At 56.7% G+C, this 23,559-nt stretch carries 20 protein-coding genes; 12 read left to right on the top strand and 8 right to left on the bottom strand.

Translation table 11 applies throughout. From position 1 onward, the window contains the following. Nucleotides 1-945 (bottom strand): D-glycero-beta-D-manno-heptose-7-phosphate kinase, encoded by a 945-nt coding sequence (gene rfaE1, locus NKG59_RS09720; RefSeq protein WP_253537473.1) that lies wholly within the window; start codon nucleotides 943-945, stop codon nucleotides 1-3. Between the two features lie 426 nt (nucleotides 946-1,371). Between rfaE1 and NKG59_RS09715 the strand changes: the two genes are divergently transcribed. The 11 genes from NKG59_RS09715 to NKG59_RS09665 all read left to right on the top strand — a co-directional run bounded on the left by NKG59_RS09715 (nucleotide 1,372) and on the right by NKG59_RS09665 (nucleotide 13,326). Continuing rightward, the gene (locus NKG59_RS09715) at nucleotides 1,372-2,934 is read left to right on the top strand and encodes a mannose-1-phosphate guanylyltransferase/mannose-6-phosphate isomerase (RefSeq protein ID WP_253536559.1); all 1,563 of its coding nucleotides are present in this window, start codon (nucleotides 1,372-1,374) and stop codon (nucleotides 2,932-2,934) included. Next, a complete protein-coding gene (fcl, locus tag NKG59_RS09710) occupies nucleotides 2,935-3,915 on the top strand; it encodes a GDP-L-fucose synthase (protein ID WP_253536558.1) in 981 nt (326 codons plus the stop codon). A gap of 51 nt (nucleotides 3,916-3,966) precedes the next feature. Then, on the top strand, nucleotides 3,967-5,100 hold the full coding sequence (gmd, locus tag NKG59_RS09705; protein ID WP_253536557.1) for a GDP-mannose 4,6-dehydratase: 1,134 nt from the start codon (nucleotides 3,967-3,969) through the stop codon (nucleotides 5,098-5,100). Between the two features lie 2 nt (nucleotides 5,101-5,102). After that, nucleotides 5,103-5,903, top strand: coding sequence for a hypothetical protein (locus NKG59_RS09700; RefSeq protein WP_253536556.1), 801 nt, complete (start codon nucleotides 5,103-5,105; stop codon nucleotides 5,901-5,903). A 3-nt stretch (nucleotides 5,904-5,906) separates the two neighbouring features. Beyond that, nucleotides 5,907-7,214 (top strand): lipid II flippase MurJ, encoded by a 1,308-nt coding sequence (locus NKG59_RS09695; protein WP_253536555.1) that lies wholly within the window; start codon nucleotides 5,907-5,909, stop codon nucleotides 7,212-7,214. Beyond that, nucleotides 7,189-8,478 (top strand): hypothetical protein, encoded by a 1,290-nt coding sequence (locus NKG59_RS09690; RefSeq protein ID WP_253536554.1) that lies wholly within the window; start codon nucleotides 7,189-7,191, stop codon nucleotides 8,476-8,478. The genes NKG59_RS09695 and NKG59_RS09690 overlap by 26 nt, the downstream gene beginning before the upstream one ends. Nucleotides 8,479-8,519: 41 nt before the next feature. Next, the gene (locus tag NKG59_RS09685; RefSeq protein WP_253536553.1) at nucleotides 8,520-9,653 is read left to right on the top strand and encodes a glycosyltransferase family 9 protein; all 1,134 of its coding nucleotides are present in this window, start codon (nucleotides 8,520-8,522) and stop codon (nucleotides 9,651-9,653) included. Then, the gene (locus NKG59_RS09680) at nucleotides 9,650-10,222 is read left to right on the top strand and encodes a D-sedoheptulose-7-phosphate isomerase (protein WP_253536552.1); all 573 of its coding nucleotides are present in this window, start codon (nucleotides 9,650-9,652) and stop codon (nucleotides 10,220-10,222) included. Before NKG59_RS09685 ends, NKG59_RS09680 begins: the two co-directional genes overlap by 4 nt. Nucleotides 10,223-10,823: 601 nt before the next feature. Next, nucleotides 10,824-11,615 carry a glycosyltransferase family 2 protein gene (locus tag NKG59_RS09675; protein ID WP_253536551.1) on the top strand — a complete coding sequence of 264 codons (792 nt, stop codon included), beginning with the start codon at nucleotides 10,824-10,826 and terminating at the stop codon, nucleotides 11,613-11,615. A 134-nt stretch (nucleotides 11,616-11,749) separates the two neighbouring features. Beyond that, on the top strand, nucleotides 11,750-12,772 hold the full coding sequence (locus NKG59_RS09670; RefSeq protein ID WP_253536550.1) for an NAD-dependent epimerase/dehydratase family protein: 1,023 nt from the start codon (nucleotides 11,750-11,752) through the stop codon (nucleotides 12,770-12,772). Beyond that, nucleotides 12,772-13,326, top strand: coding sequence for a sugar transferase (locus NKG59_RS09665; protein WP_253536549.1), 555 nt, complete (start codon nucleotides 12,772-12,774; stop codon nucleotides 13,324-13,326). The genes NKG59_RS09670 and NKG59_RS09665 overlap by 1 nt, the downstream gene beginning before the upstream one ends. Nucleotides 13,327-13,821: 495 nt before the next feature. Here NKG59_RS09665 and NKG59_RS09660 read toward each other — a convergent pair. The 5 genes from NKG59_RS09660 to rfbB form a co-directional block, all read right to left on the bottom strand. Beyond that, nucleotides 13,822-14,945, bottom strand: a protein-coding gene (locus NKG59_RS09660; protein WP_420804025.1) for an IS3 family transposase whose coding sequence is annotated in 2 segments (ribosomal slippage) — nucleotides 13,822-14,687 and nucleotides 14,687-14,945 — 1,125 coding nt in all. Because the reading frame shifts where the segments join, the coding sequence is not laid out codon by codon here. 325 nt (nucleotides 14,946-15,270) lie between these two features. Next, the gene (locus NKG59_RS09655; RefSeq protein WP_253536547.1) at nucleotides 15,271-17,226 is read right to left on the bottom strand and encodes a polysaccharide biosynthesis protein; all 1,956 of its coding nucleotides are present in this window, start codon (nucleotides 17,224-17,226) and stop codon (nucleotides 15,271-15,273) included. Nucleotides 17,227-17,570: 344 nt separating this feature from the next. After that, nucleotides 17,571-18,128, bottom strand: a complete 558-nt coding sequence (gene rfbC / locus NKG59_RS09650) for a dTDP-4-dehydrorhamnose 3,5-epimerase (protein ID WP_253536546.1) — start codon at nucleotides 18,126-18,128, stop codon at nucleotides 17,571-17,573. Between the two features lie 301 nt (nucleotides 18,129-18,429). Continuing rightward, nucleotides 18,430-19,344: a dTDP-4-dehydrorhamnose reductase gene (gene rfbD, locus NKG59_RS09645; RefSeq protein ID WP_253536545.1), complete on the bottom strand. Its 915-nt coding sequence runs from the start codon at nucleotides 19,342-19,344 to the stop codon at nucleotides 18,430-18,432. After that, nucleotides 19,334-20,392 carry a dTDP-glucose 4,6-dehydratase gene (gene rfbB, locus NKG59_RS09640; protein WP_253536544.1) on the bottom strand — a complete coding sequence of 353 codons (1,059 nt, stop codon included), beginning with the start codon at nucleotides 20,390-20,392 and terminating at the stop codon, nucleotides 19,334-19,336. Before rfbB ends, rfbD begins: the two co-directional genes overlap by 11 nt. Nucleotides 20,393-20,645: 253 nt before the next feature. Here rfbB and NKG59_RS09635 point away from each other — a divergent pair, with 253 nt between their 5' ends. Continuing rightward, nucleotides 20,646-21,488 (top strand): symmetrical bis(5'-nucleosyl)-tetraphosphatase, encoded by an 843-nt coding sequence (locus NKG59_RS09635; protein ID WP_253536543.1) that lies wholly within the window; start codon nucleotides 20,646-20,648, stop codon nucleotides 21,486-21,488. Between the two features lie 9 nt (nucleotides 21,489-21,497). Here the strand turns inward: NKG59_RS09635 and NKG59_RS09630 are convergent, their stop codons facing one another. Then, nucleotides 21,498-22,295, bottom strand: coding sequence for a lysophospholipid acyltransferase family protein (locus NKG59_RS09630; RefSeq protein ID WP_253536542.1), 798 nt, complete (start codon nucleotides 22,293-22,295; stop codon nucleotides 21,498-21,500). Continuing rightward, nucleotides 22,282-23,559 (bottom strand): dihydroorotase, encoded by a 1,278-nt coding sequence (locus tag NKG59_RS09625; RefSeq protein WP_253536541.1) that lies wholly within the window; start codon nucleotides 23,557-23,559, stop codon nucleotides 22,282-22,284. Before NKG59_RS09625 ends, NKG59_RS09630 begins: the two co-directional genes overlap by 14 nt.

The raw sequence follows: 23,559 nt of genomic DNA, 5'->3' as shown, positions 1-23,559 counted from the left end.
TCAGTTCAGGAAAAGTTCGCTATGGCTTACGGTTGCCGTACCCAGCTTCCCCACCACTATGCTGCCAGCCCTATTAGCTAGCACGACGGCGTCAGGCAACGACAGTCCCGCCCCCAGGGAAGCGGCCAGCGTCGCAATGACGGTGTCACCTGCACCTGACACATCAAACACTTCACGCGCCTGCGCAGGCACATGTAGCGCGCCGGCATCCGTGAACAGACTCATCCCCTCCTCCGAACGCGTGAGCAAAAGGGCTTCAAGCTGAAGATCCGCCCGAAGCTTCTCGGCCCGCTTGGCCAGATCACTCTCGGAGTGCCATTGGCCCACAACCTGCTGTAACTCGGCTCGATTGGGCGTGAGAATACTGGCGCCGCGATAGCGGGTGTAATCGCTGCCCTTGGGATCGACCAGCACACGCTTGCCAGCCTTGCGTGCAGCACCAATCATGGGTTGCACATGGGTCAGCCCTCCCTTCGCATAGTCCGACAACAACACCACATCGTATTGCGCGATCAACTGTTTGTATTGGTCCAACACGGTCAGCAGAACTTCATGCGCCGGTAGATTCTCAAAATCGACGCGCAGCAGTTGCTGTTGCCTGGACAGGATGCGCAACTTGATCGTTGTCGACAATGCGCCATCTCGTGTGACGAATGCCGTTACACCGTTCGATTCGAGCAGTTCAGCAACACGATTGCCCGGCTCGTCCTGGCCGAGCACGCATAGCAGCCCAGTCTGCGCCCCAAGAGAGGTGGCATTCAACGCCACATTGGCTGCACCGCCCAGGCGCTCCTCGTTTCGCTTGACGTGCACCACCGGCACCGGCGCCTCCGGCGAAATACGATTGACATCCCCAAACCAATAGCGATCAAGCATCACATCACCCACGACAAGCACCCGCGACATTCCGAGTGCCTCGCGGCTCAACTCAATTGGTACGTGCATCGGTTGATGCGCCCGGTTGATCAAACTCATCCAGCTTCTCCTTCGGACAACCCCGTGAAAGTCTCAGGACCCACCCACTACTACGTGGGCACATTGGGTTGCAGTTCCAAAAACAGCGTCACTTAGACGCACCCGCCGGATCCAAGGCGCGTACTCATGCCGCAAGCGGGCGAAAAGAGGCAACAATGCTCTTGTCAAGTCACCGCTTGTGCTGAACAACGAAACCTGGGTGATTTGTGTCCGAACCATCAGGGCCAACATTCGATGGCGAACAGGAAAGCCGCACGCTACGGGCTTTCTCGGCTGGCATGCATCAGCTTGCCGCCCTACATTTGCACGGGAGCCCAAATGCAGGAGCCGGCCATTAGGCACAATCCTATATTATAGTGCGGGTTTGGGCGGCTCCTGACACCATCTGGTCAGCTCATGGTGTCCACCTCGTTCATGGAGCAGCATCCGAAGGGTTGTCACAAGAAGGCATCTCTCGGATGCTCAGCGCCCGCGCCATTTCCCTCCCTGCCTTCTGAAGTTCGCATCGTGACGTTCGACGCAAACAATCTGGACACACAAGACATCACCCCCGTCGTGCTCTGCGGCGGTGCTGGCACGCGGCTATGGCCGCTATCACGTCAGCACTTTCCAAAGCAGTTCGCGCCGATTATCGGTGACAAGAGCCTGCTTCAACTGACCCTTGAACGTGTCGCAAAGCTCAACATCTCGGACCAGCGCAGCGTCATTTGCGTGGCATCGGAAACGCATCGCTTTTTGGTTGCAGAAGCGCTTGACCAAAGCGGTGTGGAGGGTACGGTGCTTCTCGAGCCCGTAGCGCGCAATACTGCCGCAGCGATGACGCTTGCCGCACTGCACGCGAAACCGGACACCGCGCTCTTGTTCTGCCCTGCTGATCACTACATCCCTGATACAGCAGCTTTCACCACCATGGTACGCGATGCCATCGTTGAACTCGACGACAGTGTCATCATCACATTCGGCGTGGTACCGACCGCCCCAAGCACCGCGTACGGCTATATCGAGATGCCCCCCCCAGGGGAAAAGCATACTGCTCGCCCTGTCTCCCGCTTTATCGAGAAACCCGACGTAACGCGCGCCCATCAACTCATCGCTCAGGGCAACGTGCTGTGGAATGCCGGCATTTTCCTGTGTCGGGCCAACGCCCTGCTCAACGCCATGCAGCAGCACGCTCCAGACATTCTCGAACAATGTCGCCGATCGATGCAGGTTGCGGCGGTGGACAAGCTCTTCGTGCGCCCAGATAAGGACACCTTTTCCGCCTGCCGCTCCGAGAGCATCGACTACGCCGTCATGGAGCACCACTCAAACATACGCGTCGTGCCGTTCAACGGTATTTGGAGCGATGTCGGCAGCTGGAATGCCGTCGCTGATCTCACCACTGCCGACACTCATGGCAATCGCGTCGAGGGCGACGGCCATTTCGTGCATGCAAGCAACACCTACATTCACGCCCCGTGCCGACCGGTCGTGGCCCTCGGTACCCAGAACCTAATTATCATCGACACCCCCGATGCAGTTCTCGTCACCACGCGCGAGCATGTCGAACAGGTGAAGCATGTGGTGGCGGAACTCGATCGCAAGGGCCGGTCGCACGTTGCCTTCCATCGCAAGGTCGCACGCCCGTGGGGTTGGTATGACTCGATCGATGCAGGCGACCGCTTCCAAGTCAAACGGATCTGCGTCAAACCGGGAGCCAGCCTCAGCCTGCAGAAGCACCATCATCGGGCCGAGCACTGGATTGTTGTCAAGGGCACTGCAGAAGTGACCCGCGGCCAGGAAACCTTCCTGCTAACGGAGAACCAGTCGACGTACATCCCCATCGGCGAGATTCATCGCTTGCACAACCCGGGCAAAACCGCGCTCGAGATGATCGAGGTGCAGTCAGGCTCCTATTTGGGTGAGGACGATATCGTCCGCCTTGAGGACTCTTATGGCCGCATCACGGAGAAGAACTGAATGACGGAACAACCGAAGATTTTCGTAGCTGGCCATCGCGGCATGGTCGGCTCCGCCATCATGCGCACCCTGCGCGCACAAGGTCAGGACAATATCGTCACGCGTACGCACGCCGAACTGGATCTCACCGACCAAGCAGCGGTGCGGGCGTTTATGCAAACTGAGCGCCCGAACCAGGTTTATCTCGCAGCAGCGAAGGTAGGCGGTATTCACGCCAATAACACCTACCCTGCCGAATTCATCTACGCGAATCTGATGATGGAGGCGAACGTCATTCACGAAGCCTTCACCGCCGGAGTTAAGCAACTCCTGCTACTGGGTTCCAGCTGCATCTACCCCAAGCTCGCTCCGCAGCCGATGATGGAATCCGCACTTCTCACGGGAACGCTTGAACCGACCAACGAGCCTTACGCCATCGCCAAGATCGCGGGCATCAAGCTTTGCGAGAGCTATAACCGCCAATACGGCGCGTCCCACGGCATTGACTACCGCAGCGTGATGCCGACGAATCTCTATGGCCCGGGAGACAACTATCACCCAGAGAACAGCCACGTCATACCTGCCATGTTGCGGCGCTTCCATATGGCCAAGCTGGAGGGTGCACCATCGGTTGCGATCTGGGGCACAGGAACACCACGGCGCGAATTTCTTTATGTGGACGATATGGCAGCAGCCTCAGTACACGTAATGAACCTGGACAAGTCGATATACGACACTCACACGTCGCCGATGCAAAGCCACCTGAACGTCGGCTATGGTGAAGATCTGACGATAGCAGCGCTCGCAGAATTGGTCCGCCGCGTGGTGGGTTACCAGGGCGCCATCGTTTTCGATACGAGCAAACCAGACGGCACGCCTCGCAAGCTGATGGACAGCACCCGCCTAGCGTCACTCGGCTGGCGCGCTCAGGTCCCGCTTGAAGACGGGCTGCGTCACGCATATGCGGATTTCGTGCGGAATACGTCAACAGCCAGCAACTGAATCCGGCAACCCGCAACGAACTCAGAACAGATAACGATCTATCCCTCAATCATGCAAGCAACCCAACGCAAAGTCGCGCTCATTACGGGCATCACGGGCCAGGACGGTTCGTACCTTGCCGAGTTCCTGCTCGAGAAAGGCTACGTCGTGCACGGCATCAAACGCCGCGCCTCGCTTTTCAATACTGATCGCATCGATCATCTATACCAAGATCCGCACATCGATCATCGTAATTTTGTCCTGCACTATGGCGATCTATCGGACACCAGCAACCTGATCCGGATCATTCAGGAAACCCAGCCTGATGAGATCTACAACTTGGGGGCACAGAGCCACGTTGCCGTGAGTTTCGAAAGCCCGGAGTACACCGCAGATGTCGATGCCGTCGGCACACTGCGCGTTCTCGAAGCTATCCGCATTCTCAAGCTAGAGAAGAAAACTCGCTTCTACCAGGCCAGCACCAGTGAACTCTATGGCCTGGTGCAAGAAACTCCCCAGCGTGAAACAACGCCGTTCTATCCGCGCAGCCCTTACGCCGTCGCAAAGATGTACGCCTACTGGATTACGGTCAACTACCGCGAGGCCTACGGCATCTACGCCTGCAACGGCATCCTGTTCAACCACGAAAGCCCGCGTCGGGGCGAGACCTTCGTCACGCGCAAGATTACGCGAGGCCTCGCAAATATCGCGCAAGGCCTGGAGGACTGCCTGTACATGGGCAACCTCAGCGCATTGCGTGACTGGGGCCACGCAAAGGACTACGTCCGCATGCAGTGGATGATGTTGCAGCAGGAGCAGCCCGAAGATTTCGTGATCGCCACCGGCGTACAGTACAGCGTACGTGACTTCATCACGTGGTCGGCAAATGAACTGGGCGTGACCTTGGAATTCTGCGGCGAGGGCGTCGACGAAACTGCAGTGGTAACCGCCGTCACCGGCGACTCCGCACCCGGCATAAAGATCGGAGACGTGATTGTGCGTATCGACCCGCGCTACTTCCGCCCCACCGAGGTTGAGACCCTGCTGGGCGACCCGACCAAGGCCAAGGAGAAGCTGGGCTGGGTACCGGAAATCACGGTTCAGGAAATGTGCCGCGAGATGGTGGCCGCCGACCTCTCGAAAGCCCGGCAGCATGCCGTGCTGCGTTCGCACGGGTTCACGGTTGCCGTGAGCCAGGAGAACTGACGGTGAAGCAACCGTATACGATCCTGGTCAACACGTCTGATGGTTTCGATGACTGCTGGGGGCCATTCTTCACGCTATTCAAGCGGTATTGGCCCGCATGTGATGCCCCCATTCTGCTAAACACCGAACGCAAGTCTGCACAGTTTGCAGATCTGCCGGTACATTGCACGAAGGTGCAGGGCGAAAACGAAGAGCGGCTCACTTGGAGCGAATGCCTGCTGCGCGCGCTTGATCAAGTGCAAACACCGCTGGTGATGTATTTCCAAGAAGACTATTTCTTGGACAAACCTGCTGACGATGAGCGCATTCGCAAAGCCATCGCTTACATGCTGGAGCACCCTGAAGTCAAACATATAGGCCTAACTCGGCACGGCAGCTTGGGCCCTTATGAACCGTATGCGCCAGTACCCTGGCTGCAAAAGATTCGCCAAAACGCACGGTATCGGATTTCGACTCAGGCCGGGATCTGGCGCGTGGAAACGCTGCGCTCATACTTACGTTCGGAAGAAAGCGGTTGGATGTTCGAGATATACGGAACCTGGCGCGCACATCGACGCGATGAAACGTTCCTGTGCTTAAAAACCGATCAGGCAAATAGCGGCCCCGCCCTCGACTACCTGCATACCGGCATCATCAAAGGCAAGTGGCTACGGGGCATCAAGCCGGTATTCGAAGCGAACGGCATCGAAGTCGACTATGCGAAGCGCGGTTTTTACGAGCCGAAGCCCTATCTGCTGCACAAGTTAGAACTGGCACGCAAACTTCTGGAGCGGCCTGGGTATATGCTCAAGCAACTCATCTGAGCCATGCTGCGCTCGTCGATTGTTGTTACTGCCATCACGCTGCTCGGCAGCGCGATGGGCTTTGTTGTCCAGTTGATTCTGGCTCACCACTTCGGGGCCGGCACTGACGTTGACGTCTATCTGTTTGCATTGTCATGGCCGACATTTTTTGCGGGCATGGTTAGCGCGTTCCTGAGCTACGTAGCCATCCCTCAACTGGTGGCTCGGGAGAGCGATCCGGCTGGCCAACGTGACTATTTCACGACCAGTACAATCGCCATCTCCGTCTTCGCAGTGGTAGTCATCTTGATTGGCTTCGGCCTCGGCGAACTGCAGACGGCGAGCCTGCCGGCCGATTCACCGATCCGCGCCCACGCCCAGCGGGCGAGGCTTGTCTCCATTGGGTGGTTCATCTGCGCGGCACAGATTGGCCAAGCCTACCTTCTCTCAGCCCTACATGCGAAGCGCCACCATGTCACATCAGCAGGACTTGGGTTGCTGCCTTACGTCGGCATGATTGTGAGCACCGTGCTGTTTGCCGAGCAGATTGGCGTCAGCAGCGTTGCGGCTGGCATGCTGGCGGGCACGATCGCATCAACTGCCGCCGCCGCATGGTTTCTGCGCGGTCGCTTCGTCAGCGACAAACCACGTCGCTGGCCGTGGGCGGAAACGCGAGCGCTCTTCGCAGCAGCCCCCTATGCCGTGGTCGCATTGTCGTGCTTCTCGATCTATGCCGTGGTGGATGCTTTCTGGGCACCACGCGCCGGCGAAGGGACACTTGCATCGTTGGGCTACGCCCAACGACTGGTCATCGCGATTGGCAATCTTGCCGTTGCGGGTCCATCCGCAATCCTGGTGCCCCGCATCACGGAGCTGGTACGGCAAGCGGCTCCAGGCACGCTGCGCCATTTCCTGCGCAAGACACTGGTCACCGTAGGCGTTGGAGCGGCCATCTTCGCACTGCCGCTGGCGCTGGCGCCCGAGTTGCTGGTTCGCCTACTGTTTGCTCGGGGCAACTTCAGCGAAACCAATGTCGGCAACATCGCCGCTACACTCGCCCATATGACACCAGGCATGGTTTGCATGCTGGTGTCCGTGATTTCTCTACGGGCCATGTTCTGCATACCAGGTGCCGAAAGGGCCGCGGCCGTGCTTGGTGGTGCCTGGGGGTTTCTATACTTCGCAACTTCAGCCTTAATGGTCAGCCGGGGTGCTCCCGGCTTGGCGTCGGCATACTCGATGACGTGGGTGACAATCTGCGTCTGCATCATCACGGTGCTATTCAAAAAAGCAGGAGGCGATGCTCATGGACGAGCTCCTGCTGGTTGCTGAGACCACGCTTTTCGTTGTTGGGTTGCTCTATATCTACCCACGTGACAAGCTGTTCGGCCTCTATTTTGTATTCCTGTTCATTTACGCCATCTTCGCGCAGATCGGTTACCGCTTCTATCCTGAAGCATCAGACTCGATTCTCGCCTACTTCGGTGAAGAGATCTGGCTACCCTGCACGCTATTCATCATGGCCTCGCTTGCCATGTTCGTGCTTAGCTTCATTGTGGTACGCCCGATAACGTATGCGCTGATGCCAATCAGGCTGGAGGTCAGCCAAGCGGCTCAACGCATGCTGTGGAAGACCGCTGGTCTACTGTGGTTGCTCGCAAGCTCTGGCTACCTCCTCGGCTACCTCGCTTTCAACGCCAATGAGCTAAGTTGGTATGCCGCGCAACAAGATGATCTCGTATCCAGTGCACCGGCATTGGCGCTGCTGATCTTTCTGGTCAAGCTTGAAGTCGGCACGCTGATTGTTTTATATCAGATGGCCCGCGAGAAGACTCGCATCCTCTCGTGGGTCAACCCCTGGGTATTTTTCGCGCTGCGCGGCACGATTTTCCTGGTAGTGACGTTCATGCTGGGCAATCGCACTGACATACTCGCGTGCTTTCTTGGCATTGTGCTCATGACGTTGAGTCAGACCAAGTTTTCGCCACGCTTCCTGCTGCGAGCAACGATTGCCGCAGCTTCAGTGGCAGCGCTGATGCTGGTCATTGAGTCCACGCGATATAACGACGTAGAAGTACAGAGCGAAATACCGCTTTCCCAACGACTGCTGGTCAAGGACTACTACCCACCCGCGCATATGCTGTTTGCGGCTGCGGCCTATGATGAAATAGATCCGTACGAAGTCATTGCATCGAACTCTGCCAATGCGGCCGTCATGTTTGGTTATCCCTATCTACAGGAGACCATAACCAATCTGTTTCGCCCGGGCTTGGCAACGCGCAGCGTAGGCTACGCGTTTTATATTCTCACTGAGGGTTTCCTGTTCATGGGCTACTGGGGGTTCATCTACAACGGGCTGGTCCTAACCGCAGCGTTGGCACTCTGGCGTCGGCTAGCTTCCAGTAACTCACGAGAATTCAACCTGTTGCTGCTCGGCCTGTTCGGGTGCATGCTCGTCAACCTCGTGCGAGGCCAGTCGTCCTACTTTGTTAAGTACCTATACACATTTGTACTTCCTAACGCCCTGCTGTACCTCAGTCTAGTCGGTGCTCGGGTGCGTCTTCGCTTCGGCCGCTCCCCCAGCGCTGGCGCCTGAGCCCGGCGCAGCTTGCCGCAAGCCTTGTGACTCGTCTCCAAATGAAAGACCCCGCAATTCTCGTATTCCGCTCAGCAGCGCTGGGTGACTTCATTCTCGCTACCCCAGCTTTACGGCAGGTACGGACGGCGTTCCCGAATGCGAAGATCGTGCTGCTCACCATCCAGTCAGCCAACCGCGAGCAACGCGGCAAGGTTGCGAAGTATGCCGGCAACTCAGCAGCGATTCCGTGGGTAGCGCTCGTGCAACCACACCTGGTCGATGATGTCCGAGTGCTTAGCGACGTTGATCTGCACAGCATTGCCGCTGTGCGGTACTCGCTGCGCAACTATCGTTTCGAGCGCGCCATTTTGATGCTCGATCCATGTGCACCGTGGCTTGGTCGCATCAAAAAGATGCTCATGCTGTTTGCCCTGCTCGGACCTGTGCCGCAGTATGGCTGGCGGGGCAAGGGCTCGCTCAACGGGGATCGAGCCAAGCTCAAGCAAGCTGGCTTACTACGCCACCATGTGCATGGGCCGTTGCAATTCCTTGCCGAACTGCCGCAGCCGCGATCGTATCGTAATGAAACACTGCAGTTCGATCTACGCCCCGGCGTAGATGCTGAAACCTGGGCACAGTCGTGGCTGGCTACGCACTTACCTGAAGGCGCCGAGCGCCTTGTGATCTCGCCAGGATCGGTCCAGCCCCACAAGCGCTGGCCAATGGAAAAATATATAGCGCTGTGCAAAGCGTTGCTGGCAGCTAGACCGAATGCACATCTTCTTATCATCGGCACGCGAGTTGATGCTGAATACGGCACGTCCTTGCAAGCGATTGATCCGCTACGCGTGCACAATCTGATGGGCGAAACATCGATTGCGCAGTCGGCGGCACTGCTCGCCCGCTGCCAGTTGCTAGTGGGTAACGACGGTGGTTCCGCTCATCTGAGCGATGCCATGGGATGCCCAACGGTATCGATCGTGCCAGGTATTGAGTATCCTGACTCCATCGAACCCTGGCACAGCAAAGCGCTAGCAATCCGACACGCCGTGCCTTGCGCGCCCTGCTATAACTTCACCTATTGCCCGCAAGGGCACAATCGCTGCATGCTCGACATTCCCGTCGACCAAGTCTTGGAAAACTGTCTACGCGCTCTGGCGCATGCTCATCCAACTCAACCCCTGCTTCCATGAGTACCGCCCTTCCGAAGGCCATCGACGCCCACCTTGCTGTCATCCAATCGCTTGCCGCACTCACGCCCACCGTCGAACAGGCCAGCCATCTGTGTGCCGATGCACTCGCTGCTGGATACCGCATTCTCTTGTGCGGCAACGGCGGATCTGCTTCCGACTGCCAACACCTTGCCGGCGAACTCGTGGGGCGGCTCAAAGGCAACCGACGCCCGCTCCCGGCCCATGCTCTAGGTGCCGACTCGGCGGTCATGACCTGTATCGCCAACGACTTTGGGTACGAAGAGGTCTTCGCACGCCAGGTGGAAGGCATTGGCAAAGCCGGTGATGTATTGCTGGCGCTGTCGACAAGCGGCAACTCGGCCAACGTAGTTCGCGCCGTCGAACAAGCCAACGCACTAGGAATCACGACGATTGGACTCTTGGGAGGCAACGGCGGCAAGTTGGCTCAACTGTGCACTCATGTCGTGTGCGTGTCCGCCAGCACAGACACGGCTCGCATTCAGGAGGCCCACATCCTGATCGGCCATGTCATCTGCGCGGATATTGAAGCTCGGCTTGGTCTAGCATGAGCGCATTGGCGCCTGAAGCCGCTCTACAGACTGACACAAACTCTGTTGCATCATAATGCATAGGAAGGCAATTCATATGGGAACTGTCTAAGGCACAGAGTGCACGCATCGCCACGAAATGCCAACCACAGCGATACGTCGTGTAGGGCACAAATCACGCAAGGGATTTTCGGGCGCCATTCGCGAGCGCTTCGCTTTGGTAGATTCGAATATGCAACCTGCCAGTTGAACCATGCATCCATCTTGCCCCGGTAACCTCCTGCGGCAACGACGTCTCTTTTATCCGAACCGATAGAGAAGCGATGCTGCCGATGACAGGGTCAAACAGTCGTCCTGAGGCAAGACTCCATGGCAGCAGGATTGGGAGCTTCACTTGAAGCAGTAGAGGTACTGGGACCGTAGGCATGCAACATATGGACGCGACCACCGGGTAAATAAAACGATGGCTGGATGAAGCCAAGACGCCAACAATTGAGTGAACTATATTTCAATGCCAGTTGCATGGACCAACCAACTTGAAGCGCCCGCCAGCCCAGCCGATTTGATCGCCTGAGTATCGCAATAAGTGAGATCCTCCATGCACTCGAATATAAATAATGACATGCCTCAGAAATCAGAAAATAACCGACGCATGGTTTCTCTAATTATGCCCTGCAAAAACGGGGCATTGACATTATCAAAATCCATAGAGTCAGTTCTCGAACAAGATTTTGAAAATTTCGAGCTCCTCATCATAGATGATGGATCAACCGATGGTTCGCGCGAAATAATAGAAGAACATGCGAAAAAGGATAATCGCGTCAAGCTACTGACAAACAAAGGTCCAGGCAAAGGCGTTTGGTATGCTCGCAATATTGGATTAAAAAACGTTAATGGACGATACATTGCATTTTTAGACTGTGACGATTATTTGCTGCCAAAATCACTTTCAAACCGATTAAGAAAACTCGATGAATCTGGTGCTGCCGTAGTCCACGGTGCTTACCTGCGACTACATCCGGATGGCAAGGCGTTTTATCGTCCTGCACGGACCAAGGTAACCTATTCGAACATGCTCAGAAAGAACCATATTGGTAATTTGACAGGCATGTACGACTCTGAGCACCTAGGTGTTCTTCTTCAAGAAAGTTACGGGCACGAAGATTATTTGATGTGGTGCAAGCTGGTTAAATTGTCCGGAATATCCTATTCCGCTGGAACTGAGCCCTTAGCCGTTTACCGCGTATCGAACACCTCCCTCTCCGGAAACAAGTTCAAAGTATTCTCCTGGCGTTGGAAAGTATTGCGCTCCGGATTAAATATTAAACTCATTCCCGCATGCCTCTGCCAAATTCTATCTCAGATTTACGCGATATCAGATCGTCTACTTGAAAAACCAGTTAAAACAGAATAAATCGCAGCGCCTTGTATTTTTATAATAATCCCATCAAAAATACATCGACACACCTCTTAAGCACGTACGCTTGCGAAGTAGACTTCAACAGTCATTCAATCCGCACCTGCTCGCAAGCGACATTGGATCTGGCAATGAAATCAGATTTGGTTTTGATCACCGGTGCAAGCGGCTTTGTAGGAAAAGCAGTCCTCGCAACAGCTCGAGCACGAGGTATCTCTGTGCGGCCTGTTTTTCGAACCGCGGAGTCAGCCAGTGATTTGGGCTATTCCGTTGATTTTAAAGCTACCGACTCGAGCACATCAGGCTTACTGCCACATGATACGGTTCGTGATCTCCCTACGAGCGGAGACCGAGCAACCTTGGTTCCAACGCTTGAATCCGATACTGACTGGCGCTCGGCACTTTCAGGAGTCAATGTCGTCATTCACTGTGCGGCGCGCGCGCATGTAACGGGAGCGCTGCTCGAGTTTCGTCAGATCAATGTAGGCGGTACGCTTAGACTGGCTCAACAGGCAGCAGAGGTTGGCGTTCGGCGCTTTATTTTTGTGAGCTCGATTGGAGTACATGGAAACACAACGTCGAGTACTTCTTTTAAATTTAATGACCAAATTTCTCCACACTCTCCCTATGCGAAATCCAAGGCAGAGGCCGAGATTGAGTTAAAGAGACTAGCCAAAAAAACGGGGATGGAAGTAACTATCATTCGACCACCTTTGGTGTATGGCCCAGGAGCACCTGGAAATATACACCGCATGGTTTGGGCACTAAATAGAAACATCCCTCTTCCGTTGGGCTGCGTGACCAGAAATCGGCGCAGTCTGGTTATGCTGGATAATCTTGTCGATTTGCTGCTCATCTGCGTTGATCACCCAGGCGCTGCGAACCAAACGTTTTTGGTTAGTGATGGCGAGGACCTGTCAACTGCAGAACTGCTAAGACGGCTTGGAGCCGCTATAGGCTACCCAGCCAAGCTTGTGCATATACCGGTAAGCATACTGCGAGCAGCTGCTTACCTGCTCGGGAAGCGTCACATGGCCGAACAACTATTGGGGAGTCTCCAGGTCGACATCGAGCACACCCGGCACACATTAGGTTGGACACCCCCGATATCAGTGGATGAAGGGTTTCGCAAAATGTCAGAGCAGAGGTCGTAATGTTACGTCTTGTGGACATCATTTTATCTTTGATTGGCTTGCTTGTTGGAGCTCCAATATTATTGGTGATTTATGTGGCTGGATTATTCGATACGGGCTCACCGATCTTTCGTCAGGAGCGAGTTGGACGCAACCAAAAGCCCTTTATTCTGGTTAAGTTTCGCACCATGCGGCCGAACACGGCATCAGTTGCCTCACACTTGGCGGACGCTTCTGCCATTACCGCTCTGGGGACATTTTTACGACGCAGCAAACTTGATGAACTGCCGCAACTTTGGAATGTATTGAAAGGAGAGATGAGCTTGGTCGGCCCGCGACCATGCTTATTCAATCAAACAGAATTGAGAAGCGAACGTGCTTCCCGAGCCGTGTTCAATGCCAGACCTGGAATTACGGGATTGGCTCAAGTCAACAACATTGATATGTCAATGCCAAAATTACTGGCAGAGACCGATGCGCTTATGCTGCAAAAATTGACGCTTACGTCATATTTTAAATATATATTTATGACAATAGGCGGCAAAGGGGCAGGCGATCGAGTGAGACGGAAATAACGAACGCAACGCGTAGAGAACACGCATTCCCGCTAAGCACGGTGAGTTTTTCCCATACTCTAACTTAGCGTTGCTTCACTCAATCGTCATTGGTAGCGCATTGGTCCGACATTGAACCAGAGCGCACATATATAACTTCCGTTATGTGTGGCAGCACCGACCCGACCAATCCCTTGTGGCATGAGAATTAGAGACGGCCCCGAAATGGGGCAGTTGAAATTGCCAGTATGACCATCCTCTCACCGTCGCCCTTCCCGCACACTCCGGCAAGGTTTGGAGGAACTCAAGAGCGCCGGCGACCGACGCGGGCCAAGTCGCCCGAGAACGCGGCGTCGGTACGTTCAATGACTTGATCGGCAGGGTAGACAACCTAACGCTACTGCGCTGCCACAATCACGGGTCTCGCGCCTGGATGGGCGAGATATCACCGCACCTTGCATACGATGCTCCTGCAGCAGAGCATCGCGATCGAGTCAATGTGACCTACCCCCAGTTTTAGTACGAAGCGCAGGTAGAGTCCGGGGTTAAAAACTCTTTCTGCTCATGCCCCTGTGCGAACTGCGCCGGGGTCAGATAGCCAAGCGAACTGTGAGGCCGCTCGGTGTTGTACTCGATGCGCCATTCCTCAATCAGTTGCCTGGCGTGGCGTATTGAGACGAACCAGTGCTCGTTCAGGCACTCATCGCGGAACCGCCCGTTGAAGCTCTCGATGTAAGCGTTCTCCACTGGCTTGCCGGGTCGAATGAACGATAGTGTGACGCCTGCCTCGTAGGCCCATGCGTCCAGCACCTTACCAGCGAACTCCGGACCGTTGTCCACCGTGATGGACGCGGGCAAGCCTCGCATCTCCTTCAGCCGTTCAAGCACCTGCTTCACCCGCAAGCCCGGCAACGAGGTATCAACCTCAATGGCCACGCACTCGCGCGTGTAATCGTCGACCACGTTGAGGCAGCGGAACCGCCGACCATAGGCGAGCCCGTCGGACACGAAGTCCATCGACCAACTCTGGTTTGGACCCGTTGGCATCGGCAGCGGCTTGCGCTCGACCGAAGCAATGCGCTTGCGTCGTCGCTTGCGCACACTCAGCCCCGCCTTGCTGTACAGGCGCCAGATGCGCTTGTGATTGGCGAGCCAGCCCTCCCGCTGCAGCAGTACGTGAATCCGGCGATAGCCGTAGCGGCGCTTCTGCCCGGCGATGGCCATCATCCGACCAGTCAGCGCTTCGTCGTCAACTCGGCGGCACGATTCGTAGTGGAACAGCGAGCGCGAAAGCCCTACCAGCCCGCAGGCCCGGGTGACACCCATGGCGCGTTCGGTCATCAATGTCCGGACCGCTTCGCGCTTGGCCTGCGGGCTTGCTACTTTCGAGACAGCAGGTCCTTCAGCGCCGCGTTGTCCAGCATCGATTCAGCCAGCAAGCGCTTGAGCTTGTTGTTCTCCTGCTCAAGCTCCTTCAGCCGCTGGGCTTCGGAAACCGTCACCCCGCCGAACTTCGCCTTCCAGTTGTAGTACGTCGCTTCCGAGATGCCGTGCTTGCGGCACAGCTCTGCCGGCTTCAGACCAACCTCGGCTTCCTTCAGCACGCCAATAATCTGTTCTTCGGTGAATCGCTTCTTCATGACCGCTCCTCTTCGGAACGGACTCTACATCGTCAACGTACTAATCGCGGGGAGCAGGTCAAATGCTCAGCCATATGCGAATTGGTCGCGACCTCCATGCGGTGCCGCGGACCGCGCACAACCGCGTATGCGCCCTCGTAATGCCGAAGTTTACTTGCTGGCGCGTTGGAACCAACCAACTACGCTAGCGCAAGACTCAGCAAGAAGGGAGCTGGTTGCTTTGATCAGAATTTCGGCACTAACCGGCTGATCCATCACTCAATTGGCACATTCCGAAGAGCATCCGCCAATTGGAAGTAGCCCTTCTCTAATGGGCTGAACACCGTCACACTGTGGTTTCGTCTTCTGTAGTGACAATAGGCTGAGTCCCATAGCCATGGACGAGCTCTTTCAAAATCTCCTTGATCGCTCTTTCATCACTGACCTCAGCGGCAACCCGCATCCGAACAAGGAGGGGTGCGAGTTCAGCCCAGGATATATGGTGCTCGCGCGCCTTCATGATCCGCTCGTGAGCAGTTCCCTCCGGATTGTCACCAATCAGCAATTCCTCGTATAGCTTCTCGCCCGGCCGGAGCCCGGTAATCTTGATATCAATGTCGCCGACGAAATGATCACCTTCACGAATCGTTAGGCCGGAGAGCTTCGCCATACGGCGCGCCAGATCGATGATCTTTACTGGCTGCCCCATGTCAAGCACAAACACCTCCCCACCGTTTGCCATAGCGCCGGCCTGCAGTACCAACTGCGCCGCTTCCGGAATCGTCATGAAATAGCGAGTCACCTCTGGATGCGTAACCGTGAGCGGCCCGCCTTCCTGCAACTGTCGACGGAAAAGCGGGACCACGCTGCCACTGCTGCCCAACACATTGCCAAAGCGGACCATCGCAAACACGGTTCGGTTCTCCACTGCACCCAGCGCACCGCCGCAGTACACACTGAAATCGACTGCACTACTTGCTGCAAGTGCCTGCAATACCAGCTCTGCCATTCGCTTCGACGCCCCCATGACGTTTGTCGGGCGAACAGCTTTATCTGTCGATACGAGAACAAAGTATTCGACTGCACTCTCCATGGCAGCACGAGCCATATTGAGCGTACCAAAAACGTTGTTCAAGACACCTTCTGAAGGGTTGCACTCGACCAGCGGCACATGTTTATAGGCTGCAGCGTGATATACCGTGGCGGGTCGATGGGCATGGCAGATTTCTCGCAGGCGGTCAAGATTGGCCACGCTAGCCAATAGTGGAACGATTTCCAGCGAAAAATGATGTTCCGCTCGCAAACCTTCTAACTCGCGATGAATCGTATAGAGTGCGAACTCACTATGCTCTACCAACACCAGCTTCTGCGGTCCCTCAAGCAGGATCTGACGGCACAACTCGCTACCGATGCTGCCCCCAGCACCCGTAACCAGCACGGTCTTATTGAAAAGATTGCGCGCCAATAGAGCTTCATCGGGTGAAACAGGCGCACGTCCCAGCAAATCCTCAATGTCAAGTTCCTGGAAATCACGCACTGTCACACGCCCAGAGGCGAGATCCACCATCCCTGGCAGGGTGCGGACATGAACGGGGAGCTCGCGAAGCTTCGCAATGATGGCGTTGCGCCGCGCCCTCCCCAGTGATGGAACGGCAAGCAAGATATCCGTAATACCCATGCGCTCCACCGCCTCAGGTACCTGATCTGGTCCGAGAATGTCTAACCCGTTGATGGTGCGGCCGACCTTGGCACTATCGTCATCAATAAAACCCAGCAGCACGAACTCACGCACCACGGCAAGCGCCAACGCAGTCTGAACCCCGGCCTCACCCGCTCCGTAGATCAGTAAGCGACCGACGCCGGGATACCCTTTTGTTGACTGACCCGCGAGCCAAAAACGCGCCATTGCGCGACTGGTGCTCACAAAAAGCAGGAACAATATAGGTTGAATCAGCCCAATACTGCGCGGCACCCCAGCCCACTTGAACGTCAGGATTGCGACGAAGAATAGGAACCCGTATAGGCCGACCGCTTTCGCCGTATTTGCCAAAGCCGACATTCCTGTATACCGGAAAATAGCCCGATACAAGCCGAAACGTACGAATATCGGGAAAGCAAGCAAGGGGGCTAATACATACACGTATTTCTGTTGCAGTTGCGGGAAACCCGTTTGATCAACGCGCAAATAGTATGCAAACCAGACGGAGATCACCGCCAGAATCAAATCCAACGCAACGACAAGAAGACGTTTGACAGAACGCGGCAGCGCCAACAACGGCGTTGCTGATTTATAAAATAACATCTTGGGAATTCTTCTCATATCGCGCACATCACTCAACGCTTATCAACAACAATCACACCATCTCTTCCGCCTGTTCATATCAAGCACCCCAAGCGATCATGCTTCATCGCGACAGCCGGTGCAGCTTATGCACTTCGAAACGGTTAATCAGCGGCGATCACTACGATCTCTCTGTAAAGAATGACGACTTGGACCTTGCCCCTTGCAATCCGTCATCACCGTGACCGCAGTGGCCACCTCACAGCCTTTCCTAGAGCGTCCATATCGAAAGCAATTGCAAAACAGGATTTATATTATTTTAAACTTACAACACAAATTAACAGTCGCTCATCAAATCTTGATTTTTACCAATCGTAGGTCTCTGCTGCTTTAAACAAGACGCCACGCCGATCTTTTTCTGAAAGCAACAAAGAAGAATCAGAATTTGGCCAAGAAATACCGATATCTGAATCACTCCATATAATACAGCGCTCATGCTGTGGAGCATAATAATCAGTTGTCTTGTACAGTAGGTCCGCTACGTCGCTCAACACCAAAAACCCATGCGCGAATCCCGGTGGAATCCACAGTTGCCGGTGGTTCTCTGCCGACAGCTCGACGCCAACCCACTTTCCGAATGTGGGGCCCTCTCTGCGAAGATCGACTGCAACATCAAAGACTGCACCGCTGGCCGCCCTTACCAACTTCCCCTGTGGCTGCCCAATTTGATAGTGCAAGCCGCGGAGTACTCCCCGATGACCCCGACTGTGATTGTCTTGTACGAAATCGACATCAGATCCCACGGCTGTCGAGAAAGCGTGTCGATTAAAGCTTTCGAAAAAGAAACCTCTTGCGTCCCGAAATACCGTAGGTTCAATGATCAGAACGTCAGGGATATCCGTGCGCACAATCTTTAGACCCATCAACGCCTTCCACGCATTTCAACTTGCCATGTCAACACCTCAAACAGCGCAATCCCATTGGACCCACGATTGCCATGCCCCGCTTTCTCTACAGTACTGCGTCACGTCCGTAACCTTGCAGCGTTGGGCAGCGGCGTTGCAAAGAAAGTCTCGGTTAGCGAAAACCTACGTCAAATCGCTCAGTAGCGATGACATCCCACGAAAACGAAACACTCCGACATTTCGTCAAATTTTTGCTTACCGTTGACGCGAAGCTATGCAAAAGCCGTCGGCCAGAATGATACTCGCTCATAAGAACGGTTCAGAGAATTCGATCAAGCAGACTGTGTATGCCCCACCTCCAAGCAGGCAAGGCGACGCCAAACACCCGCTGCAACTTGCCGGTATCTAAACGGGCGTTCGTTGGGCGAGAGGCGGCCTGCGGATACTCAGCTGCCGAAATAGCTCGGACCTGCTCTGGCAACGTGCGCAAAACTACACCGTGTGTTTGCGCATAGGTCAGCACCTCCAAGGCGTATGTGTGCCAGCTAGCCTCGCCTGCCGCGGCAAGGTGGTAAAGGCCGTAAGGAAACGCATGGCGATCCCCCAATTGCCAGTACTGCTGGACCAACTCAGCGGTTACGGTAGCCACCAACTCAGCAGTGGTGGGCGTGCCAAAACGGTCAGCAATGACAGCTAGGCCATCCCGCGTGCGACCCAACGCCAGTATGGTCTTGGCAAAATTGGTGCCATGCGCTCCAGCCACCCATCCGGTACGCAAAACCAGCGCCCGCGCGCCAATTTCGGTGATCGCCGACTCGCCCGCCAGCTTACTTTTACCGTAGACGGATAGTGGAGTCGTTGGGTCAGTCTCAAGGTAGGGCTGTGGCTTGCGCCCGTCGAAGACGTAGTCGGTCGAGTAGTGCACCAGCAGACTGCCCAGCGCCAGGCATTCTTCGGCCAGTACGCCGACCGCTACGCCATTCACGGCAAAAGCCAGCCGTGCTTCCGTCTCCGCTCTGTCGACATCCGTGTAGCCAGCCGCATTCACGATCACTTGGGGGCGCAGTGCTCGCACCACCGCACGCACTTGATCTGGGCGCGCCAAGTCGCAGGCCGTATGATCCAGTGCGACGACCCGACCCACAGTGGCTAGCTTCGCCTGCAACTCGAAACCCACCTGACCAGTACAGCCGGTAACAAGTAGCGTCGGCACAGCACTGGTGCTATGCGCCATGTTGGGACGCATTCCCGGAAAATTCGCCGAGCACACAATGCACCCAAGCTTGGTTCGCCAGAAACCATTGAACGGTCTTGCGCAACCCCGACTCGAACCGTTCTTCCGGCTGCCAACCAAGTTCACTGCGAATCTTATCTGCAGCCACCGCATAACGGCGATCATGACCAGGACGGTCTTCAACAAAGCAGATCTGTTCTCGATATGAGCCTTCCGGCCGGGGCCTCAGTTCGTCGAGCAAATCGCACACAGCGTGAATGATCTGCAGATTCGTACGCTCGTTGCCACCACCGACGTTGTAGGCCTCTCCGATGCGACCCCTTGCCAACACGGCTCGCAAAGCTCCGCACAAATCACCAACATACAGCCAGTCCCGAATGTTGAGACCGTCGCCGTAAAGGGTCAGCGGCTTGCCCTCAAGAGCGTTGGTGATCGTCTTGGGAATCAGCTTCTCGGGGAAATGGTAGGGGCCATAACCGTTTGAACAGTTTGTTGTCAGCACCGGTAAGCCATAGGTGTGGTGATAGGCATGCACAAGGTGGTCTGACCCCGCCTTGGAGGCCGAGTACGGGCTATTGGGTCGGTACGGGGTGGTTTCTGTGAAGGGCGGATCCCCGGGGTCCAGCGAGCCGAACACTTCGTCAGTCGATACATGAAGCAGACGGAACGCCGCTCGCGAATCGGCATGCAAGCCCGACCAATACGCGCGCGTTGCCTCCAGCAACGTGAACGTTCCGACTAGGTTGGTTTGAATGAAGGTTGCGGGTCCGTGAATCGACCGGTCAACGTGGCTTTCGGCAGCGAAATGCACTACCATCCGCGGCTGAAATTTAGCAAACACTTGATCCAGCGCCGTGCGATTACAGATGTCGGCCTGCACAAAGGCATAGCGGGGATCGCCGTCAACCGATGCCAATGTCTGCTTGTGGCCGGCGTAGGTCAACTTGTCAACATTGACCACGCCTTCGGCGGCCGGGTCAGATAACCACTGCAGTATGAAATTACCGCCAATGAACCCGGCACCGCCAGTTACGAGGATATGGGACAAACTCTGTACTCCTGTCTGTCATCAGACCATGATGGGCGATAGCGTGCTGTTATCCGTGTTGTCTCCACAACAAGGGCAGCAAGAAACGAACTGCTACGCATCACAATAAGCAGCGTATTCTATCTGGCCCCTCGACCTCGACACTTCCCGGGCCCCGAGAATTTTGTAGCACGTTGTAAGAACTGAGACGTCCACATCTCTGTCGTGGACAAACCATCCGTTTTACAGAGCCACCGTGCATCCCCACGTTCCAGTGCTCCTCCCCCACGCCATCGGCGACCTCCAAGGCTGCTGCTCCCCCCTCCAGACCCTGCTGGCCGCCCTCCCCGCCAACGCCCCGCTCCGCTTCGTCGGTGACCTCATCAACCGTGGCCCCGACTCTCTCGCCACACTGCGCCAGGTCATTTCCCTATGCGAAGCGGGACGCGCACGCACCATCCTCGGCAACCATGACATCCACCTGCTGGCCGTGGCGGCAGGTGTGCGCAGACCCGGCAAGCGCGACACCATCGCCGAGATACTCTCCGCCCCCGATAGCGACCAACTCATCACCTGGCTACGCCACCAGCCGCTGGCCATCTTCGAAAACAGCTTTCTGATGGTGCACGCCGGCGTCCTGCCCCAGTGGACAACGGGCGACGTACTAGAGCTGGCCGGAGCGGTGGAGCGCGAGCTGCGTAGCCCACATTGGAAAACCTTCCTGGCCGATGCGTTTGGCAACCATCCGGACAAGTGGAGTAACGATCTCGTCGGCATGGATCGGCTGCGGCTGACCATCAACGCCTTGACGCGCCTACGCTTCTGCACGCCTGATGGGACGATGGAGTTCGAGACGACTGACGCCGATGGTGCTCCGGATGGCCACATGCCGTGGTTCGACGTGCCGGGCCGCCGCACGCGAGGCACGCCCATCGTGTTCGGGCATTGGTCCACACGCGGGCTGGTGATGCGCGACGATGTGATGGGCCTGGATACCGGCTGCGTGTGGGGTGGCAAACTGACGGCGGCGAAGCTATCGCTGGCGCCAGCCGGGCGTGACGTGATCCAGGTGGACTGCGAGCAGGCGCAGGACCCGCTCGCGCACAAGAAGAAATAGCCGAGTGGCCTAGCCCGCGCGGTCGATCAGCGCGGCAACAGCATCGTGACTATGTGCGGCCAGCCCACGGCGGTCCATCTCCGGAGCTACGGCGGGGCCCACGAACACTTCCACCACCAACGGTGGCCCGTTCAGCATGGCGTTGATCGTGTCCATCATCGACAGGTCGCCGATATACGCCGGAATGGTCGTCAACTCACCCGTCTCGGCAATGCGATAGCGCAGCGCCAGCGGGCGGATTGGTGCGCCAGCGCTAACAGGCGCCTGAAACAGATTGGCGTGGAACGGCAGCAGTTGCAGCCCGTCAGACGTCGTGCCCTCGGGAAACACGCAAATGACATCGCCGGAACGCATCGCATCAGCAATGACGTGCATGATGCGATGCGCATCGCGCTTGCGAGCGCGCTCGACGAACAGCACGCCGGTCTGCGCGCACAGCCAGCCAATGATTGGCCAGCTGCGAATCTCCGATTTGGCGACGAAGCGCGGCGGGTACCAGCTGTTGATCGCATAGATGTCGATCCACGAGACATGGTTGGACACCAGCATGGAGCCAGCCAGATCCTTGCCCGCGACCGGCTCGCCATGCACAACGAGCGAGACACGGAACAGCGCGAGCAACTTGCGCGACCAGCGCTGAATCAGCCTCTGCTTGGTCTCAAGCTTGACCCACCAGAACAGCAGCGCGCACGTGATCAGGCCTTCTGCCAGATGCACGAGCAACCGCAGCTTGCGGAGCACATGCTTGCGCTGTGGCGTGCTCACCTCGCTGGGCGCGCTTGCCACGCGCTGATCAATGCCCGTCATAGGCAAGATGGCCAGCGACCATCGTGGCACGTACGCGGCCAGCCAGTTCGAAGCCCAGGTACGGCGAGTTCTTGCCTTGGCTCCGCAGAGCGCGCGGTTCAAGTTTCCAGGTCGCATTCGGATCGAACACGCACACATCAGCCATCGCCCCCACTTCCAGCGAGCCTGCATGCAGGCCCAGCACACGAGCCGGCTCGCTGGTAATGCGCGACAGCGCCTTCGACAGCTCGACCTTGTGTTCGGTGGCCCAGCGCAGCGTAAGCGGCAGCAGGGTTTCGAGGCCGGTCGCGCCGGGTGTGGCCTCGGCAAACGGCAGCAGCTTCTCGTCGTCATCCACAGGCGTGTGGTCGGAACAGATCGCGTCGATGGTGCCATCGGCCAGCGCACGCACGATGCCGTCGCGGTCGCGCCCGGAGCGCAGCGGCGGCACAAAACGCATCTGCGAATTGAAGTAGCCGATATCGACGTCGGTCAGAGAGATATGGTGGACGTTCACGTCGCATGTGACCGGCAAACCTTCGGCTTTCGCACGGCGCACAAGCTCGATGCCCGCGGCCGATGACAAGCGGCACAGGTGCACACGGGCGCCCGTGCTGCGAATCAGCTCGAAGATGGTATGCAGGCGCACTGTCTCGGCAATGACAGGCACACCCGAGAGGCCCAGGCGTGAAGCCAGCGGGCCGCTTGCGGCCACGCCGCCCTTACCCAGATACGGGTCTTCGGGGCGCAGCCAGACTGTGAAGCCAAAGGTCTGCGCGTATTGCAGCGCACGCATCAGCACTTGCGTGTCGGCCATCGGCGCATCGGTCTGCGAGAAGCCAACGCAGCCCGACTCTGTCAATTCGGCCATCTCCGTCAGCACCGAGCCCTTCAAGCCGACAGTGAGCGCACCGAGCGGATACACATGCGCCTGGTTCAGGTTGCGCGCGCGAAACTTGAGCATCTCGACCAGGCCGGGTTCGTCTAGCACAGGATCGGTATCCGGCGGGCACACCAGCGAGGTCACGCCGCCGGCCATGGCCGCGGCCATTTCCGATTCGAGCGTGGCCTTGTATTCGAAGCCCGGCTCGCGCAGGCGGGCGGACAGGTCAATCAGGCCCGGGCAAACAACCAAGCCCGTCGCGTCGATGGTCTTGTTGGCATGGAAATCCGCCGGCGCGTGGCCGACACCGACCACCTTGCTCGCCGCGATGTACAAGTCCTGTTGTGCGTCGATACCGTTGGCCGGGTCGATCAGGCGGCCGCCTTTGATATGCAGTTTCAT

The organism is Ralstonia chuxiongensis (assembly GCF_024158925.1).
GTDB lineage: Bacteria > Pseudomonadota > Gammaproteobacteria > Burkholderiales > Burkholderiaceae > Ralstonia > Ralstonia chuxiongensis.
Note: the sequence above shows the minus strand (reverse complement) of the source record. Positions and strands in the feature narration are given on the sequence as shown.

Coding starts and splice junctions, on each gene's coding strand:
- NKG59_RS09670 (WP_253536550.1), top strand. CDS start 11,750: ATGAAATCAGATTTGGTTTTGATCACCGGTGCAAGCGGCTTTGTAGGA.
- gmd (WP_253536557.1), top strand. CDS start 3,967: ATGCAAGCAACCCAACGCAAAGTCGCGCTCATTACGGGCATCACGGGC.
- rfbD (WP_253536545.1), bottom strand. CDS start 19,344: ATGGCGCATAGCACCAGTGCTGTGCCGACGCTACTTGTTACCGGCTGT.
- NKG59_RS09715 (WP_253536559.1), top strand. CDS start 1,372: ATGGTGTCCACCTCGTTCATGGAGCAGCATCCGAAGGGTTGTCACAAG.
- NKG59_RS09675 (WP_253536551.1), top strand. CDS start 10,824: ATGCCTCAGAAATCAGAAAATAACCGACGCATGGTTTCTCTAATTATG.
- rfaE1 (WP_253537473.1), bottom strand. CDS start 945: ATGCACGTACCAATTGAGTTGAGCCGCGAGGCACTCGGAATGTCGCGG.
- NKG59_RS09680 (WP_253536552.1), top strand. CDS start 9,650: ATGAGTACCGCCCTTCCGAAGGCCATCGACGCCCACCTTGCTGTCATC.
- NKG59_RS09690 (WP_253536554.1), top strand. CDS start 7,189: ATGGACGAGCTCCTGCTGGTTGCTGAGACCACGCTTTTCGTTGTTGGG.
- NKG59_RS09685 (WP_253536553.1), top strand. CDS start 8,520: ATGAAAGACCCCGCAATTCTCGTATTCCGCTCAGCAGCGCTGGGTGAC.
- rfbC (WP_253536546.1), bottom strand. CDS start 18,128: ATGGGTCTAAAGATTGTGCGCACGGATATCCCTGACGTTCTGATCATT.
- fcl (WP_253536558.1), top strand. CDS start 2,935: ATGACGGAACAACCGAAGATTTTCGTAGCTGGCCATCGCGGCATGGTC.
- NKG59_RS09625 (WP_253536541.1), bottom strand. CDS start 23,559: ATGAAACTGCATATCAAAGGCGGCCGCCTGATCGACCCGGCCAACGGT.
- NKG59_RS09665 (WP_253536549.1), top strand. CDS start 12,772: ATGTTACGTCTTGTGGACATCATTTTATCTTTGATTGGCTTGCTTGTT.
- NKG59_RS09630 (WP_253536542.1), bottom strand. CDS start 22,295: ATGACGGGCATTGATCAGCGCGTGGCAAGCGCGCCCAGCGAGGTGAGC.
- NKG59_RS09655 (WP_253536547.1), bottom strand. CDS start 17,226: ATGTTATTTTATAAATCAGCAACGCCGTTGTTGGCGCTGCCGCGTTCT.
- NKG59_RS09695 (WP_253536555.1), top strand. CDS start 5,907: ATGCTGCGCTCGTCGATTGTTGTTACTGCCATCACGCTGCTCGGCAGC.